This window comes from Pseudomonas sp. Xaverov 259 (assembly GCF_019352915.1).
In the GTDB taxonomy this organism is placed as follows: Bacteria; Pseudomonadota; Gammaproteobacteria; order Pseudomonadales; family Pseudomonadaceae; genus Aquipseudomonas.
This window is the reverse complement of the sequence record NZ_JAAAFV010000034.1, coordinates 149,628-167,759: the sequence shown is the minus strand read 5'-3', so window position 1 is coordinate 167,759 and position 18,132 is coordinate 149,628. Positions and strand designations below refer to the sequence as shown.

Genomic DNA, 18,132 nt, shown 5'->3' with positions numbered 1-18,132 from the left:
ATGAGCACACTCGTACAGCATAATCCTCGCGCGCTCGATAGCGTGGTGCTGGCAGTCGTACTGACGGGGTTTGTGGCCAGTACCTATGGGTTCGGCGTCTACTTGTTCGCCAACCTGGTGGTTGATATGCGCCGGGATATCGGCTTTGACTACACCACTGTGGGCTTGATCACCGGCGGCGCACAGATAGGTTTCCTGCTGTTTTCTTCGGTCACCAGTTACATCAGCCGTTTTTTCGAAGGTTGGAAAATCAGCCTGGTATCCACCGTAGTGACGTCTCTGGCCCTGCTGGGTTTGAGCGTCAGCGACACTATCTGGTTGTCGGGTGGGTTGTTGATATTGCTGGGAGGGTGCTCCGCTTCGGTTTACATCCCGCTGGCAGAAATCGTCACCAAGGGTTTCAGTCCAGGTAACCGCTCCCGCGTCATGGGACTGATCTCCAGTGGCACCAGCTACGGTGTGTTCATCAACGGATTGCTGGTGTCGTTTCTTACCTTGCAGGGTGGCTGGCGCTCTATCTGGCTGACAGCTGGCCTTGTGTCATTGGGCCTCTGTTTCGTGGCCTGGTTTCTATTGCGCAACATGGGGGCGGACCAGACAGCTGGTTTTTCGGGTGAGCGCTCGCGGTCGCTCGATGGCCACACGCCATGGCTGAGCCGTTCGTTGTATCTGATTTGGGTCATCGCCTTTCTCAACGGGATGGCACTGCTGCCGTTTCAAACTTACCTGGCACCTTACTTGCGCGATGAGTTAGGCGTTTCGGTACAAGACGCAGGGTTTATCTGGACGACCATCGGCGCTGTAGGGATGGCTTCGGGCTTTTTGGTGGGATGGGTTGCAGACAAAGTGGGTGCCAAGGCGGCCTTGGCCATGTGCTTTCTGAGCGCGGGTCTGGCAGCCCTGCTGGTGTTCAGTTTTAACACTGTCGCATTGTTCTATCTGGCGGCTTTTTTGTTTGCGCTGGCGTTTTATCCCATTTTTGGGTTGGTCCCCAGTTACATCGGGCAAATCGTTCCGGTCAACCGGCTGACGCAGGCATTTGGCATTGCCAATGTGCTGATTGGCCTGGGTGGCGTGTGCGGTAACTTCCTGGGCGGACTGTCCAAAGACCTGACAGGGTCATTCTCGACAGTTTATTGGGTGGTTTCGCTCCTGCTGTTTTTGCAATGCGTGATGGTGTTCATGTTGGGCAAACAGCCTGTTTCGATTAAGGAGGGAGAACGGTCATGAGTTACTTTGCGCAAGGTCCACAACAAAACTTGCATGCGTTCACGTTCAGCCACGTGCGTGCCGAACAGTCGCTTATGAAGCAAAAACCTTTGGTCATTTGGATGACTGGCCTTTCCGCCTCCGGGAAATCGACCATTGCCGATGCGCTGGATCTTGCCTTAAGGGCCCAAGGCCGGTTTACCTGCATCATTGACGGCGATTCGGTACGCACTGGGCTGTGTCGTGACTTGGGGTTTACCGACAGTGACCGCGATGAAAACATTCGGCGGGTCGCTGAGGTAGCGGGTTTGATGGTGGCGGCGGGGCTTATTGTTATCGTCGCGCTGATCTCGCCGTCATCGGCCAGTCGGCATTACGCCCGCTCGATCATTGGCAATGAGCATTTTGTAGAAGTCCACGTGGATGCTCCACTGGCAATTGTCGAACAGCGGGACCCTAAAGGTTTGTATAAAAAGGCGCGGTCGGGATTGCTGAAGAACTTTACGGGGATTGATTCGAACTACGACACTCCGCTGTTTCCTGAAGTGCATGTGCAGACCCACCTGTTTTCGGTTGAGCAATCGGTCGAGATCATTCTTGGTTGGATGGCGAGTGCAGCGGACCCCGCTTAGCCATTGGTCTTCTAGCCGCGGGGCGACGACTTCGACTCCAAGAAACGAGGTATTCTCTGCCAGGGCAGAGCGTGCAGGTTTTTTCGGGAGTTGGAATGACACATTTCACGGGGACTGCAAAATCAATCCGGCTGATCGGCGGCGCCCGAGTATTGGATTTTATCAATACCACTAATGGTCGCAGGCCGTATTCTGCACTCAAGGTTAAGGAAGAACGACTCACCAGTTTCAAGTTCTTCATCGAGTGGGCATTACACGCCTCTTTGCTCTCTGAGCAAGAGTACGATAAATACTCACCTATGGTGTTTGACTCGCTTATTTCCTTCCAGCCAGACCTGGACGCGATTATTGCATTCCGAGAGTGTCTTTACGGCGTCTTCCACACTCTGTCATTACACCAGAATGTCACCGATGAGGCCTTACAGCAGATCAACCTGCACTACCAACAAGGCGCGGCGTGGCGAGTCTTGCGCTCCATTGATGGGAGGCCCGCATGGGGCTGGCGCACCTGCGCTTCTGCGCACGAGTTGACATCGATGCTGATAGCGCGCCTGGCCACAGATGCGACGCAACTGCTGGTATCGAGCCAGCTTCACGCGTTGAGGTGCTGCAGTTGCACGGATTGCGATTGGATATTTCTCGATCTCTCCAAAAGTAAACAACGCAAGTGGTGCCAGATGAGTGTGTGTGGCAGCCGAGAGAAACTGAACCGACTTAAACAGGCGGCCAGTCATCTTTAGTTGCAACGCGATACGGTGGGCGACGGGAAGCAATTGCCCCGCTTAATAGGAAGCATTACTATTCACGCCCCCGCCTCCCAGTGCTCACGCGATGATTCCTCAGCCGCCCCGCAGAACAGGCTTTTTCGAGCATTACGAAGAGTTGATCGGAACCTGGACCCGCCGCCTGAGAAATCGTCAGCAGGCCGAAGATCTGGCTCACGACACTTTCGTGCGCGTGCTTGAGTCTGGTTCGAGCGACGTTGAGCAGCCGCGTGCCTATCTGCATCAAACGGCGCGCAACATTGCGGTGGACGCTTACCGTCGCGAAGACCGGCGTGAGGCGCTGGCCTTGGACGCCGTTGATCAGTGTTCGCCCCACAACGGCGACCCGGAGCATTTCATGCACGCGATCCAGTTGGCCGACTCCATCGAGCGGGCCTTGGCCGAGTTGCCGCTCAACTGTCGCAAGATATTTATCTGGCAGAAAATCGAGGGGCTGACCCAGCAGGAAATCGCCGTGCGCCTGGGGCTGTCTAAAAACATGGTGGAAAAGTATATGATCCGCACCTTGCGGCATCTGCGCGACCGCCTGGACGCCATGGCCCCATGAACTCTGCCCGTTTTGAAACAGGATCTTCCACGATGGATAGCCGTGCTCGCGACGAAGCCGCGCAATGGTTTGTACGCCTGCAAGACGCCGAGTTGAGCCCCGAAGAGCAGCAGCGTTTCGACGCGTGGTGTGCCGAGCAGCCTGAGCATCAATATGAATTTGAAGTGCTGCAAGGCCTGTGGAGCGCCGCTGACCTTGTGCCCACGGCGCGTTTGCAAGCGCTGTGCGAGGCTCCGGTCGAACGTCCCAGACGTCACGCCATTGTGCGTTACGCCGTGGCTGCCAGTGTGGTGGCCATCGCCGTGGGGCTTGGCCTGTTCAGCGGGCTTGAACATCCCAAACCCTACAGCGCTGAGTTCAGCACGCGCTTGGGGGAGCATCGCCAAGTGGCATTGCCCGACGGTTCGGTGATGGACCTCAACAGCCGCAGTGTGGTCGCGGTGCATTATGAAAAGGGTCGGCGCGGCGTAGAAATCAAACAGGGCGAAGCGATGTTCAGCGTTGAACACGACACCAGTCGCCCGTTTATCGTGGCCGCCGGGGCAGGGCAGATCACGGTCACCGGCACGCGTTTTGATGTGCGCCGCGATGACGATCAGACCCGCGTGGTGGTCGAGGCCGGCACGGTCAAGGTGCAGGGGCGTGCGCCGGATCAGAGCGTGACGCTTACGGCAGGGCTCGGCACGCATGTCGATCCTGCAGGGCAAGTCGTTACGGCGTATGCCGTGAATGCCGATGAACTGACAGCCTGGCGCACGGGCAAATTGGTGTTCAACAACGCCACCCTTGGCGAAGTGGCGCGGGAAGTATCGCGCTATCGCGAGCAGCCGTTGCGGGTCAATACGGCGGCGGTGAGCAATCTACGGCTGACCAGCGTGTTCAAATCCACTGACACCGACGCCTTGCTCAAAGCCCTGCCACATATCCTGCCAGTGGCCGTGCGAGCCTTGCCGGACGGCAGCCAGGAAATTATTTCACGCTGACATTCAGGTTTTTTTCGAGTTCTTCGTCTTCTTCTGCAACTGCAACTGGTTTGCATTAACAGCCGCACACTCTTGCGATCACAGGACTAGGTTCGACGTGAAAAAACTTGTCGGTAACAACAATAAAGTCACCCGCTGGGCGCCTATGGCGCTGGCACTTGCGGTCAGTGCCGCGCTGCCTGCGGCCTATGCGGCTGACGGCATCCATATTCGCTCACAGCCGCTGGGCGCTGCTTTGAGTCAACTGGGCCAGCAGACTTCCCTGCAAGTGTTCTTCAGCCCTGATATGGTCGCGGGTAAACAAGCGCCAGCAGTGGACGGCAACCTTTCTCCCGAACAGGCCCTGCGCCAATTGCTTCAGGGCAGCGGCCTGGATTACCAGATCGATGCCGGTTCCGTGACCCTGCGCCCATTGCGCAGTGGCACCGGTGAAGCCGGCTCGCCGTTGGAGCTGGGCGTCACTGATATCAAAGTGGTGGGCGACTGGCTGGGCGATGCGAATGCCGAAGTGGTGCAGAACCATCCGGGCGCACGTACCGTGATCCGCCGTGAAGCCATGGTGGAGCAGGGGGCGATGAATGTCAGTGATGTGCTGCGCCGCGTCCCTGGCGTGCAGGTGCAAGAGGCCAACGGCACGGGTGGCAGCGATATTTCCCTCAACGTCGGCGTGCGAGGCCTGACCTCACGGCTGTCGCCACGCTCCACCGTATTGATCGACGGCGTACCGGCGGCGTTCGCTCCCTATGGTCAACCGCAACTGTCGATGGCGCCGATCTCCGCCGGCAACCTGGACAGCATCGACGTGGTACGCGGCGCCGGTTCCGTGCGTTATGGGCCACAGAACGTCGGCGGTGTGATCAACTTCGTGACCCGCGCGATTCCTGAGCAGGCCTCGGGTGAAGTCGGCACCACCCTGGAAACCTCCGCCCACGGCGGCTGGAAACACGTCGACAATGCATTTGTCGGCGGCACCGCCGATAACGGCATGGGCGTGGCGTTGTTGTATACCGGGGTGAATGGCAACGGCTACCGCAACAGCAACAACTCCAACGACATCGACGACGTGATCCTCAAGACTCACTGGGCACCGACCGATCAAGACGATTTTTCGCTGAACCTTCATTATTACAACGCCAACGCCGATATGCCCGGCGGCCTGACCCAGAAGCAGTTTGACGCCAACCCGTATCAATCGGTACGTGATTGGGACAATTTCAGCGGCCGTCGCAAGGACATTTCTTTTAAGTACATCCGCCAGATCGACGACCGTACCCAGGCCGAAGTGCTGACCTATTACATCGACAGCTTCCGTGGCAGCAACATCGCCAACCGCGACCTCAAGACCATCGGTTCCTACCCGCGCAGCTACTACACCTTCGGCATCGAGCCGCGGGTGTCCCATGTGTTCGATGTGGGCCCGAGCACCCAGGAAGTCAGCGTCGGTTATCGCTACCTCAAAGAAGGCATGCATGAACAGGCCAGCAGCCTGAACCTGGTCAACAACGTGCCGACGCCGGGCGGGCAAAACGATGGGCATGTTTACCAGGACCGCACCGGCGGCACCGTGGCCAACGCGTTCTATATCGACAACAAAATCGATATTGGCAAGTGGACCGTTACGCCGGGCATTCGCTTCGAAAACATAGAAACCAACTGGCATGACCGCCCGGTGGTCGCCTTGAACGGTGTGCGCACCGTGGAAAAGAATCGCAAGATCAATAGTAACGAGCCGTTGCCGGCGTTGAGCGTGATGTACCACATTTCCGATGCCTGGAAAGTCTTCGCCAACTACGAAACCTCCTTCGGCAGCCTGCAGTACGCGCAGATCGGGCAGGGCGGTCGCGTCAACCAGACGGCCGACGGGCTGAACCCGGAAAAGGCCAAGACCTACGAGATCGGCACACGCTACAACGACAGCGTCTGGGGCGGCGAAGTGACGCTGTTCTACATCGATTTCTCGGATGAGTTGCAATATGTGAGCAATGACGTGGGCTGGACCAACCTCGGCGCGACCAAGCACCAGGGTATCGAAACCTCGGCCCACTACGACCTGTCGAACCTGGACCCACGCCTCGACGGCCTGACCGCCAACGCGGGTTTCACCTACACCAAGGCGACTGCCGAGGGGGATGTGCCGTTCAAGGGCCGCGACCTGCCGCTCTATTCCCGTGAAGTGCTGACAGCGGGTCTGCGCTACGACATCAACCACTGGACTCATAACCTGGACGTCTATGCCCAGTCCGGCCAACGCGCGCCGGGCACCGGCACCACCTACATCACCCAGGGCACCGCCGATGGCCAGTACGGCGATATTCCCGGTTATGTCTCGGTCAACGTGCGCAGCGGGTATGACTTCGGCGCGCAACTGTCGAACCTGAAACTGGGCGTGGGCGTGAAGAACGTCTTCGACCAACAGCACTACACGCGTTCCAGTGACAACAATGCCGGGTTGTACCTGGGCCAGCCCCGCACCTTCTTCGTGCAGGCCAGCGTTGGCTTCTGACCAGCCGTTGATAAGAAAAATCGCAGCCTGAGGGCTGCGTTTTTTTTGCCTGTTTTTCCAGTGCTCACTGCACGGCCCAGGCCAGGACAGGAACTGTTTTCGCGCGTTTGCCACACAGGTTGTAACCAGCGACTTTGATCGTAGGGGTTGCTTTTAAACGCCGAGCAGGAGCCAGACATGACTTCAACTTCGTTTCAATCCGGTCAGGCCGATAGCCGGGGCACCTTTGAGGGTATATGCAAGGTTGCCCGCTCAACATCGGTTGGCGAGGAGGGCAACTGCCCAGCCTTATCGACGGTGCACGCCACCGAAACGATGCGCATGAAAGCCTTTGTGGGCCAACACAAATTCCAGGCGCCCGTCGCGGATGATTTTGCCCGTGGCCTGCTTGCGCCAGAGCCTGCCAGCCACCCTGACATCCAGAGCTTGGGGCAACCCACTTGCCGGTGGGCCATGCTGATCAACTACCTCACCACCCGGTGGCGTGGGCCAGCAGCCGGGTAAACCCGTGTTACATGCTGTTATCGGGATTCTTCTGTCGCCCGGAACTATCGCGTGGCGCTAACCACATATCGGATGCTTGCTGCCCGGGGGGTGAACCGATGACTCGGTACTCTCGGTACTGACTTTTCAGGCAAGCATAGATCTGCAAAAAGCGAGAGATGACGCATGAAGATTGAGGGTGCAATACCGCGCGCACAGCCAATGGGCGTGGGCGGGCCAGAGGTATCTTGGGCTTCATCGCCCCGCGTTTTCCAGCTGCCGGGCGATGAGCCGTTTGCCTCGCGGGACCTGCCGGCGCAGCGGCCCATGCTGTGGCGGGGAGGCTTGTCTTCACTGCGCCAGCAGGCGCTGCAGAATGCCCCCGCAGTGCGTACCAACACCACGCCGCCTGGCCCGAACTCGACGGACAGCCAATTAGCCGGTGAGCTGGAGAAACACTTTGGCGAGCTGCATGGTTTTGTGAAAGATGGGCGCTTGACGCAGTCGTCATTACGCCAGATCGCCGCTCAAACCTTGAGTGGAGAGTAAGGTGCGCGACCGTATGATTCTGTTGGTCAGGGAAATTCTCAATCGCCCCCTGCTCAACGATGCGATCATCGATTGCGCGGGGTACATCACCCGCGACAGCCTGAACGCGGCCGCTGTGGCACTGCAAGGTAACAGCTCCCCCAGCGTCTTCAGCCAGGACCCTTTTCATGATCAGGGCAACGCTCAGGTCGTAAAGGCACTGCAAGGCTATTTCAAGCAACTGAGGGATATCCCCAAAGACAGCGCAGTATTTTTTGAGGCGCTTGAGTACCTGGACATCAACCAGCTCAAAATCGTGATGAGCGATCCCGATGACCTGGACTCGCAAGGACAGCCCCTGCTGGAGCCCGCCACCGGGCTACCCAGGAAGAAGTACAGTGAACACTGCGTGTACACCGCCAAGAACATTATGGAACGCCCGGGCCTGCTGCGTTCACTGGAGCGCGACAACAATATGCGGTTGTTGGGACGCCCCAGGCACGAGGGCTTTCTTTGCAACAAAAGCCTGGAGCGTTGGCTGGAACACTATGAAAGCCACAAAGCCAGGTAACGCCCCGGCTGTGTGCGGTGAGTGCTTTACACCTTGAGAATTTTGCCGCTGATGGCTACGCCCGCCAGCAGCAGCGCAATCAGCACAAAGGCGGTGCTCAGACTGCTGCCGTGGGCGATAAACCCGATAACGGCTGGCCCGGCGAGAATGCCGGCATACCCCAGCGTGGTGATGGCCGGCACGGCGATATGTTCCGGCATGACCGTTTGTTTACCGACGGCGGTGTACAACACCGGCACGATATTCGAGCAGCCGGCGCCCACCAAGGCATACCCCAGCAGCGCCGTTTCCCAGGCCGGCAATAACGTCGCGAGCAACATGCCGGCAGTGGCCAGTGCGCCGCCAATCACAATCACGCGGGTAGCTCCCAGGCGACGCACAATCGCATCACCGGTCAGGCGCCCTGCGGTCATGGTCAAGGCAAACGCCGCGTAACCCAAGCCGGCGTAAGCTTCATCAAGGCCGCGCTCGGCGCTCAGGAACACCGCGCTCCAATCCAGCACGGCGCCTTCGGCCAAAAACACGATGAAACACAGGCAGCCGATAAACAGCACCACACCGTGGGGAACGGCAAACGCGGGGCCAGAGCTTTCGCTGCCGTAAGGCAGCAGATGCGGCCCGGCCTTGAACAATGCCAGCGCCATGATGACGATCACCACCAGGGTCGCCTGCAACGGCGACAAGCCCAGCCCCAGCAACCCGGCAACCCCTGCTGCGCCGACGATACCGCCAAGGCTGAACAACCCGTGGAACCCCGACATCATGGTTTTGCCGCTGGCACGCTCAACAATCACCGCCTGCAGGTTGACCGTCGAATCCACAGTGCCCAGGCCCCCACCAAACAGGAACAGCGCGGCGATCAGCAAGGGGATTGAACTGACCGTCGCGAGCATCGGCAGTGCCAGGCAGATCATGATTGTGCCGGCAGTCAGCACCCGGCGACAGCCGAAGCGTGAAGCCAGCGCGCCAGCCATCGGCATGGCGATGATCGATCCGACGCCCAGGCACAACAGCAACAGGCCCAGCGTGCCTTCATTGAGGTTTGCCCGTGCCTTGGCGTAGGGCACCAGCGGCGCCCAGGCCGCGATACCGAAGCCGGCGATGAAAAAGGCGATACGGGTCGACATTTGCTCCAGCCGTCCGGGAACCACGGGCGCTGGGGTGGGGATGGCAGTCATGAAAAATCCTTGGTTTTGCGTTCAACGAACGATGTCCGGCGCGACATCCTTGCACATCAGGCCCTGTCGAGCGAGCCGGGTTCCCTTGAAGAGAGTGACTGGCGCGCAGGCTGCGGGTTTATTGTTACAGGTGCGGAACGTCCAGGACGGTGGCGACCACACAGGGGCTGTCGAATGTATCGGCGGTGGCCTGGAAGGTGCGTAATCTGCGTGAGAACGGATGAACCCCAGGTTTTTACGTTGGATTACCACCTTCCAGGCCACCTCCTACTGCGCCGCCTTCTGTAATACGCTGCTGCCAAGTGTGCAGGCAATCGGCCAAATACGCCGATGATAATTCTTTGGAAGGTGTCGCTATGACGGTGTTCTATGACGCACGGGGCAATATTTACGGCGTGGTCAGCCCCGGCTACCTACGCAGCCGGGGCATAGCGGTGCCTGAGTGTGCCGACCTGGCTGCCCGCACTCGAACAGAGTGGGCCGCCTTGGCGATCGCGTCGGAATGTGAATGGGGTACGTTACCGCGTGCGGGCAATGCCAAGGCACACCGCTGCGATGGTTTGCTGGTGGGGCCGTTCCAGGCTGCGCCGCCGTTTGACGTGTTGATCGTCAATACCGACGGCACGCTCGCCGAACGCAGTGGTAACGGCTTGACGATTTTTTCCCAGGCGCTGACGGATCAGGGTTTGATGACCCAGGGGTGTGAGTTGCACGTGCATCACGACAAGCACGATGCAGCCTCTCCGGTGGCGACCTATTCGCAGCCGGCGACTTTTGAACAGGTTGCTGGCTTCTGGCTGGCTTTGGGGCGACCGGAGTTCGGGCCGGCAGCGGTGGCCGCTACCGGTATCGGCGCGGTCACGCGGGGGCAATGTGAGTTCAGCCATGTAGCCGCACTGGCGGCGATCGACCCGCAGTGGGGCGTCAGCCAGTTTGTGCGTGTGGGCAATCCTCATTGTGTGACGCTCGTCGAGCATGTCCAGGCCTTGCCGGACAATCAGTCGCTGCACCAACCCGCACTGTTTGAGCCGTTACAGGCGATTGCTTTTGCACCGCCGGGCGGGCGCGGCCAACCTTGTTTGGCGGGGATCAATCTGCAATGGGCCGCACACTCTTCGGGCAATCGGGTTCTCGCACGGGTGTTTGAGCGGGGAGAAGGGCCTACTGCGTCCTCGGGTACCAGCGCCAGTGCAGTGGCCTGCGCGGCATGGCGGGCGGGTTGGGTTGAGTCCGGAGAGGTGGCCGTGGTCATGCCGGGTGGCACTGTGCCGGTGCGTTTACAGTGCCAGGCCGAAACTCTGCTGAGCGTCAGTCTGTTCGGGACTGCATGCGTGCAAGCCTGAATGCGTGGAAGTGGCTGATATCTTGAATGCGTGTCAGCTGTTTCTTTGTTGGTTAGTTATATAGGTGAAGTTTGCGTGGGAAGTTTCTTGTTGTTGAATAGTGTTTAATTGCACGAATTTATTATTTTGTAAAAGACACGTCCTACCACGGTGTGCGAAACGTCTTTTTTATTTTCAAAGGGTCAAGTTTCGCCTGGAATCGCTAATATCTATTGGGTTCAGGCGCTTTTTCCCGGCAGTTCAATCAATGCCCGATGGGGGGAAGCCTTTCAGTCAAATAATTGATGACGGGTAACTTAGGGATGGTTGCAATTTCTGCCGCGCCACGTTTCAAGTTGATACTTCCACAAATAGCCAATGACTTTCAGGTACTTGCTTTTAAAGGCCGCGAAGTCCTTGATCAGCCGTATTTCATCACCGTGCAGTTAGTCAGCGAAAATCCTTCTCTGGATCTGGAGGCGCTGCTTCACCAGCCGGCCTACCTGGACTTCGGCGAAGCTGATGCGGGGCTGCATGGGCAGGTGTACGCCATCGGTCGGGATGATCCGGGCATTCGACTCACGCGTTATCGCCTCACCCTGGCACCACGCCTGGCGTGCCTTGCCCATCGGCGCAACCAGCGGGTTTTCCAGCAACGCAGCGTTCCGCAGATTATCGCGACGGTTCTTGAACACCACGGCATCCTGGCGGACGCTTATGCCTTCGAGCTTGGCCCCGTGGTCTATCCACCCCGGCCCTTCTGTGTGCAATACGTAGAAACCGACCTGCACTTTATCCAGCGGTTGTGCGAAGAGGAGGGCATTCATTACCACTTTCGCCATAACCCGAATAACCACCTGTTGGTATTTGGCGATGACCAGACGGTGTTTCGCCGCCTGGGCGCACAGCAATTTTGCCCGACGCGAGAACTGGCTGCCAACACGAGTGCTATCCGGCAGTTCGACGTGCGCCTGGAGACCCGTACACAGCTGACGGTGCGCCGTGATCATGACTTCCTGCATCCGTCGCTGCGCCTGGAAGATAAAGCCGGGCCTGCATCGACGCAGTTCCTTGAGGATTACCATTACCCGGGTGGTTTCGGTGACCATATGCGAGGTCGGCAGCTGGCGCGCCGAGCCCTGGAGCGGCATCAGCGCGACCGCCATCGTGCCGTGGGCAAAAGTGACCAACCGGCGCTGGGCAGCGGTCATTTTCTTGAGTTGTGTGATCACCCGGATCCGGCCTGCAACGACCTTTGGTTACTCACGTCAGTGCATCACGAGGGGTATCAGCCGCAGGTGCTGGAGGAAGCGGCACCCGTGGTTGGCACATTCCACGGCTATCGCAACCGGTTTACTGCAACGCCTTGGCGCGTCTTGCATCGACCGCCTCTCAAACACCCCAAACCGACCCTCAATGGCAGCCAGACCGCCATCGTGACGGGGCCCCCAGGCGAGGAAGTGCATTGCGACGCCTACGGCCGAGTGAAGGTACGTTTTCATTGGGACCGCCTGGATCCCACCGATGACAAAAGCAGTTATTGGGTACGGGTAGCATCCGGTTGGGCGGGCGATGGCTTTGGCGCCATGCTGATTCCACGGGTGGGCATGGAGGTGCTGGTGACCTTCCTGGAAGGCGACCCGGACCGGCCGTTGATCAACGGCTGCCTGCCCAATGCGCTGCACATGCCGGCTTACCCCTTGCCCCAACACAAGACACGCAGTGTGCTGCGAAGCCGCAGTGTTATGGGCGGCGCGGGTGCCAACGAACTGCACCTTGAGGACCGTCATGGCGAGGAACTCATCTACCTGCGCGCCCAACGGGATCTGGAACAGTGGGTCGGCCATGACAGCCGCCTTGAGGTGGCGGGAGAGCGGCGCGAAATCATTCGCGGGTCAAGCACGGTTCACTTGGAAGGCGGCGAGCAACGGCACATCAGCGCAGACCGTACCGTCGTGCTGGGCACGAATGACCGGTTGGATGTGCAGGGCGGCAGCCAGACACATATCGGTCAGTCGATGGTTATCCAGGCCGGGCAGCAGATCGTCCTCAAGGCCGGCGCCAACCTGGTCATCGATGCGGGCGCACAATTGAGCCTCAAGGCCGGTGGGGAACACCTGATTATCCAGGCGGGCGGCATTTTCAGCAGCCGGCCTGTCACCGTTGGCGGCTTGCCGCCCGTTACGCCCTCAGCGAGCCCTTTGTCGGCAGTGGACGTGCCGAGCCTCTCGACGGCGCAAGGCACGCTTATGGACGAGGCCCGGCAGTTGGGCGCGGACTTCTGTCCGGTATGCGAGGCATGCCGTGAAGGCCAGTGCACCCTCGCGCGGAGGGCAGCCTGATGCCGATTGAGCCAGGCCAGTGGATGGCCCAACAGCACCGAGCGGGGCGCCGAGTGTGCTTGATCCTTGAGGGGCATCAGGATGCACGTCAGCGGCTGTTGTCTGTGCGTCAGCTGTCGCAGTATTGCAGCCTGTACGCTGAGACTGCCCTGTTCGAGTTGGCAGCCGCAGGCCCGGTGATTGTGTTGGTGGAGCAGGCGGATGAACCGGGGTTGGTCGACCTGCTGCAGCGCCCCGAGGCGAACTGGGGCTGGTTGGGCAGCCTGCCCGACGAGGATCTGGCCGGGGTGGTTCGGCATTGGCGCGAACGCCTGTTGGTAGGGCTCCCGGGAAGCCAGGCCCTGTATCGCTTTCACGATAACCGCACCTTGGCGCGTGCGTTGATCCATCTGCAGGGCGAGCATCGGCCAGTGTTGCTCGGCCCACTGATCAGTGTGTGCTATTGGCATCAAGGCCGTTGGTGCCAGAGTGAAAATCCAATGCCAGGTGAGTATCCGGTGCCTGTGCCTGCGCCCTGGCTGAACACGCCCAACCCTGAGGCGGAAGTGATCCTGCACGCCAATATCCTGCGTTACCTACTGACAGAACACAGCGAAAAGCTCGCCGGTCTGGTCGAGTTTCAGGACCCCAGAATTTGGCTGACGCAGGTTATCGAGCAGGCCCGTGCCTGGGAGTGGCGAAGCGCCCAACAGCTCGAATTCCTGGTAGTGCGCCGGTTGGAGGAGGCGGCGCAAGGCTGCGCGATTCGGTGGCTGCCGATAGAGGGCGAGGCGCCTGGAGAGCATTTTGAGCGGGTGTTGCGGGAGTGGCGCAGTTTGGGGAAAAACCATGAGTAAGTGGATGCGCAGCGTGTGGGTCGCACTTGGAGTCGGATGGCTCTCGGGCTGTGCGGTGGCACCACGGGCTGATCGTTTTACGCTAGAGGTGGATTTACCCGCGCAGTTTCGATTTATCGGGGCCGCTAACTACCGTCCCGCCAGGTATGAACTCTGCACCTTGCCGCAGCGTCGAGGCAAAAGGCCTGAACGCAAGATCTTTATTGCCGATTACAAACCCCTGGCCGAGCGGGTGAGCTATGAGTTCCCGCTGACTGAAACCATTGAGGGGTGCCCTTCGGTGTTGCGAAGCGTGCAGTTCACTCTTTATGCGAAGTGGGGCGAACTCGACACTGATGTCGGTGGCAGTTTCGCGGCAATTTCTTTCGCAGATCCTATCGAGTCTGAACGCGTAGCAGCGATGCCCGAGTCGGGTGTGCAGGAGTTTTTTGGACAATGTATGTGGTTTTTTCGGACGGCCGGCCCCGAGCATGCGATCAGAAAATTGTTGGAATGTAACGCGTTGGACACGAAGGGGAAAAGGCAAGAAACGCGCGCGGGTGGCGTGGCGCAGAGAGAGCTGCTCCCAGGGAAAAAAGTAAGGCTGACGTTGAGCGTTACAGACGAGGAGGCACCAGCTTTTCAGGACACCTGGCTCGCTGTACCGGGGGGGTGGAGACGGTGCCGGGGTAAAAGCTTTGAAGATCTGTCCGGATACTGTGGCAGTAACACCACGGACTTTAAACCTATAACGATGCCGGATGGACGTGTTTGCGATGTTTATCCAACGTGCAATTAATAAGGAGATGATTCATGAACCAGGAAGCATGGAAGCAACCTTTTTTCAGCAGCAAGATGCCTGCTTGCCCGTTGAAAGGGCATTGGGCAAGCGTTTGCCTGGTGGATGAAACAGGCAGCGGGAAGGCTTATGGCGGGCTGGTCTACACGATCCAGGATACTACTGGGCGCCGGTACACCGGAAGGTTGAATGGAGAGGGATACGCCAAGGTGGAAGGGTTTTATTGCGGCCCTGTCATTCTTTCTTTGGATGCGCAGTATTCCGGCGAAGAGGAGACGTATTCAAAATTGAGAAAACGCAAGACTTACCCGTTACCTATCACCGAATTTCAAGCCCGCGCCGAACACACCCGATTTTCAGCGGCTGATGGCCAGCGTATCGAAGGCAACCCTGCACAAGGCCAAGCAGACCGGTTTTACCAGGTTGAGGTGCGCGACCTGGTTCGACATATTGCCCACCTGCCGCCGTTTGCCGCCAGAACCTATCAGCCCCCAAGGCATGCGTTGAAAATGATGGCCGAGCTGGGGTTTGGTCCGCCGCAGCCCGCATTGTCAGGCGTTGTGCTGTTCCCCAACCTGCACACGGTGTTGGAAGTACGGCCTTTGCGAGCCCTGCGCCCGATGTTATCGACCGACGATCAGTTTTGTGCGTTGAACCTGTATCAATTGGCGTTGATGTCCACATTGAGTTACTGCGATTTTGGCCAGCAACCTCCAAAACCGCCAGTGGAGCACGTCAGTTTTCCCCTGGATCCCAGCGCAGGAAATCTGTTCGCGGAAAAACTCTCGGGGTTTCAAGAAGCCTGGAAGGTCGATCGTGATCAGGCTCAGCGCTTCTACCCGTTGTATGAAGAGGTTCCATACTCCCAGCGTTTTGAAATTTTGCCCTTTGATCCTGAGTTGTATCCACTGAATCGTCCGGAGCGTGAAGATAAACAGGAACATCCCGCTAGCCTGCACTTTTTTGATGATGAAGCCTTCGGTACGGATACCCAGGCGTTTATCAGTCACCACAACGAAGTGATTCTGATCGCTGTACGGGGTACCGCCAGTGGTGCCGATGCTTTGCGAGACGCGAATGCCCACCAAGTGCCCTTTACCGAAGGTGTTGGCAAAGCCCATGAGGGTTTTTACCAGGCCTATCGAGCGATGCGCGATTTTGTTCTGCACTACCTTGATCAATTCCACAGCGGCCAGCGCGTTGTGATTTGCGGCCACAGCCTTGGTGGCGCCATCGCGTTGCTCCTGGCAGAAGGGTTACGCCGAGTTACCCGCGTAAAGTACAACATCCTCCTCTACACCTACGGCGCTCCCCGCGCCGCAGATTCCGAGTTTACCGACGGCGCCTCGGCCCTCATCCATCACCGCATCGTCAACCACAACGACCCGGTTCCCAGTGTCCCTGCCTCGTGGATGAATACCAGCGCCAAACTCTGGGTACCGGGCGCCATCACGCTTTTTGCCGCGCCCGGTGCGGGTGGCCTGCTATTCGCCGCCGGCCTTGTGCGTGTCGGCGGTAACCCTTACCAGCATCACGGCGAACAACAGCACTTCATGCCCATCAAGCTGCCGGACGGCACGCACTCATCGGTGTTATGGACGCCCGGCTGTGAGTCCATCCTCGAGGCAGGATGCAACCGAGTGCTGCAACTGCATGGCGATATGCCCGAGCGTGCCAACCTGTTGAAACAACTGTTTCAGGCCAGCCAGCACTTCATGACCGCCAGTTACATTCCAGCCGCGTGGGCCACTCTGCGTCGTTGGCAGCAGACCGTGGATAGCCAAGGGCCTTTGATCACAGCCAGGGAGTTTGAGTTGATCGACCTGGCGCTCGACACCATGACGCAACAACTGCGCGACAAGAACCGCGAGCTCGAACGTCGTCGCCCACCGAACCAACGCGATTATGGGCATGCGCATAACCAAGCGCTGAACGCTGAAGTCGACCGCTTGCGCAGCAGCCGGCGTCGATTGGAGTCGTTACGCTGGCGCCGTCTGGACGTGCGTGACGTGTATGGCAGCCACGCCGACTCCACCCGCTTGCAGCCCAGCTTGAAGCGCTGGTTGCGCCACCGTGAAAACCGCAAGTCGGCGCAAATCGCCAGTATTCCTGCGCCACTCCAGGACAGCGCCGGGCGGGTGCAGCCACTGGACATCGACTCAATCGTCTGACCCTGCTGCTTACAAAAACTCCACCTGTGCCGGTCTACGTTGCATCAGCACTTTGCCATTGCGGATTGAATACAGCGGCAGGCCCTGGCTGCGGATAACCTCGTAGTCACTGTCTGCCGAAAGCACCAGCAGGTTGGCTGGGCGACCGGGTTCCAGGCCATACCGGTCACCCAGGGCCATGGCCTTGGCGCTGTTGTCGGTGACCAGGTCCAGGGCGCTTTGCAAGTTGCGGTAGCCGAGCATGTGGCAGATGTGCAGACCGGCTTCCAGCACGCGCAGGATGTTGCCGTTGCCCAGCGGGTACCATGGGTCGACGATGGAGTCCTGGCCGAAACAGACGTTCATGCCGGCCTCGAGCAGTTCATTGACGCGGGTGACGCCTCGGCGTTTCGGGAAACTGTCGAAGCGGCCCTGCAGGTGAATACTTTCGGTAGGGCACGAAACGAAGCTGATGCCCGAGTGCCCCAGCAGACGAAACAGTTTGGCGCAGTAGGCATTGTCATACGAACCCATTGCCGTGGTGTGGCTGGCGGTGACGCGCTCGCCCATGCCGCGGCTACGGGCTTCTTCGGCGAGCACTTCGAGAAAACGCGAGTGCGGGTCATCGGTTTCGTCGCAGTGCACGTCCACCAGGCAGCCGGTGCGTTCGGCCAGGTCCATCAGGAACTTCACCGAGCTAACCCCTTGGTCACGGGTGTATTCAAAGTGCGGAATACCGCCGACCACATCAGCGCCCAGGCAAATGGCTTCCTGCATCAGCTCGCGGCCGTTGCGGTAAGACTCGATGCCTTCCTGCGGGAAGGCGACGATTTGCAGGTCGATCAGGTGCGTGCTTTCTTCACGCACCTCCAACATGGCTTTGAGCGCGGTGAGGTCGGGATCAGTGACATCAACATGGGTGCGCACATGCTGGATGCCATGGGCGGCCAGGGCCTGGATGGTTTTCTTGGCGCGGGCCTTGGTGTCTTCCTGGGTGATGGTGGCTTTGCGCTCGCCCCAGCACTCGATGCCCTCGAACAGGGTACCGCTCATGTTCCAGCGCGGCTCGCCGGCAGTCAGCGTCGCATCCAGGTGGATATGGGGCTCCACGAACGGCGGTATGACCAGGTTGCCAGCGGCGTCGAGGTCGCCAGCTGTTAATGTCGGCGCCACGGTTTGTGCGGTAATGCGGGCGATCCGGCCGTGTTCCAGGTGCAGATCATGCAGGCCTTCACGGTTGCGCAGGCGGGCATTGATGATATGCATGGGCAAGTTCCTCTTGGCT

At 59.1% G+C, this 18,132-nt stretch carries 16 protein-coding genes; 14 read left to right on the top strand and 2 right to left on the bottom strand.

Annotated elements, in window-relative coordinates:
* From K0H48_RS16865 to K0H48_RS16830, 9 genes are all read left to right on the top strand, one after another.
* On the top strand, positions 1-1,230 hold the full coding sequence (locus K0H48_RS16865; RefSeq protein WP_219268330.1) for a nitrate/nitrite transporter: 1,230 nt from the start codon (positions 1-3) through the stop codon (positions 1,228-1,230).
* Positions 1,227-1,841 (top strand): adenylyl-sulfate kinase, encoded by a 615-nt coding sequence (gene cysC / locus K0H48_RS16860; protein ID WP_219268329.1) that lies wholly within the window; start codon positions 1,227-1,229, stop codon positions 1,839-1,841. Before K0H48_RS16865 ends, cysC begins: the two co-directional genes overlap by 4 nt.
* A 95-nt stretch (positions 1,842-1,936) precedes the next feature.
* Entirely contained in the window at positions 1,937-2,581 is a 645-nt protein-coding gene (locus K0H48_RS16855; protein ID WP_219268328.1) for an ABATE domain-containing protein, read from the top strand.
* Positions 2,582-2,672: 91 nt separating this feature from the next.
* The gene (locus K0H48_RS16850; protein ID WP_138815458.1) at positions 2,673-3,173 is read left to right on the top strand and encodes a sigma-70 family RNA polymerase sigma factor; all 501 of its coding nucleotides are present in this window, start codon (positions 2,673-2,675) and stop codon (positions 3,171-3,173) included.
* Between the two features lie 32 nt (positions 3,174-3,205).
* Positions 3,206-4,156: a FecR family protein gene (locus tag K0H48_RS16845; protein ID WP_219268327.1), complete on the top strand. Its 951-nt coding sequence runs from the start codon at positions 3,206-3,208 to the stop codon at positions 4,154-4,156.
* 145 nt (positions 4,157-4,301) lie between these two features.
* Positions 4,302-6,659, top strand: coding sequence for a TonB-dependent receptor (locus K0H48_RS16840; RefSeq protein WP_219268368.1), 2,358 nt, complete (start codon positions 4,302-4,304; stop codon positions 6,657-6,659).
* A 177-nt stretch (positions 6,660-6,836) separates the two neighbouring features.
* Entirely contained in the window at positions 6,837-7,163 is a 327-nt protein-coding gene (locus tag K0H48_RS30815; RefSeq protein WP_257626996.1) for a type III secretion protein, read from the top strand.
* Positions 7,164-7,328: 165 nt separating this feature from the next.
* Positions 7,329-7,691, top strand: coding sequence for a hypothetical protein (locus K0H48_RS30810; protein WP_257626995.1), 363 nt, complete (start codon positions 7,329-7,331; stop codon positions 7,689-7,691).
* Between the two features lie 13 nt (positions 7,692-7,704).
* Positions 7,705-8,241 carry a type III secretion effector protein gene (locus K0H48_RS16830; protein ID WP_257626994.1) on the top strand — a complete coding sequence of 179 codons (537 nt, stop codon included), beginning with the start codon at positions 7,705-7,707 and terminating at the stop codon, positions 8,239-8,241.
* Between the two features lie 26 nt (positions 8,242-8,267).
* Here the strand turns inward: K0H48_RS16830 and K0H48_RS16825 are convergent, their stop codons facing one another.
* Positions 8,268-9,419 carry an MFS transporter gene (locus tag K0H48_RS16825; RefSeq protein ID WP_219268326.1) on the bottom strand — a complete coding sequence of 384 codons (1,152 nt, stop codon included), beginning with the start codon at positions 9,417-9,419 and terminating at the stop codon, positions 8,268-8,270.
* A gap of 356 nt (positions 9,420-9,775) precedes the next feature.
* Between K0H48_RS16825 and K0H48_RS16820 the strand changes: the two genes are divergently transcribed.
* The 5 genes from K0H48_RS16820 (at position 9,776) to K0H48_RS16800 (ending at position 16,868) form a co-directional block, all read left to right on the top strand.
* Positions 9,776-10,762, top strand: a complete 987-nt coding sequence (locus K0H48_RS16820; RefSeq protein WP_219268325.1) for a diaminopimelate epimerase — start codon at positions 9,776-9,778, stop codon at positions 10,760-10,762.
* Positions 10,763-11,064: 302 nt separating this feature from the next.
* Positions 11,065-13,083 carry a type VI secretion system tip protein TssI/VgrG gene (gene tssI, locus K0H48_RS16815; protein WP_219268324.1) on the top strand — a complete coding sequence of 673 codons (2,019 nt, stop codon included), beginning with the start codon at positions 11,065-11,067 and terminating at the stop codon, positions 13,081-13,083.
* On the top strand, positions 13,083-13,919 hold the full coding sequence (locus K0H48_RS16810) for a DUF4123 domain-containing protein (RefSeq protein ID WP_219268323.1): 837 nt from the start codon (positions 13,083-13,085) through the stop codon (positions 13,917-13,919). The genes tssI and K0H48_RS16810 overlap by 1 nt, the downstream gene beginning before the upstream one ends.
* Positions 13,912-14,697 (top strand): hypothetical protein, encoded by a 786-nt coding sequence (locus tag K0H48_RS16805; protein WP_219268322.1) that lies wholly within the window; start codon positions 13,912-13,914, stop codon positions 14,695-14,697. The genes K0H48_RS16810 and K0H48_RS16805 overlap by 8 nt, the downstream gene beginning before the upstream one ends.
* Positions 14,698-14,711: 14 nt before the next feature.
* Positions 14,712-16,868: a lipase family protein gene (locus tag K0H48_RS16800; protein WP_219268321.1), complete on the top strand. Its 2,157-nt coding sequence runs from the start codon at positions 14,712-14,714 to the stop codon at positions 16,866-16,868.
* 9 nt (positions 16,869-16,877) lie between these two features.
* Here the strand turns inward: K0H48_RS16800 and codA are convergent, their stop codons facing one another.
* Positions 16,878-18,113, bottom strand: a complete 1,236-nt coding sequence (gene codA / locus K0H48_RS16795; protein WP_219268320.1) for a cytosine deaminase — start codon at positions 18,111-18,113, stop codon at positions 16,878-16,880.
* Positions 18,114-18,132 lie beyond the last annotated feature (19 nt).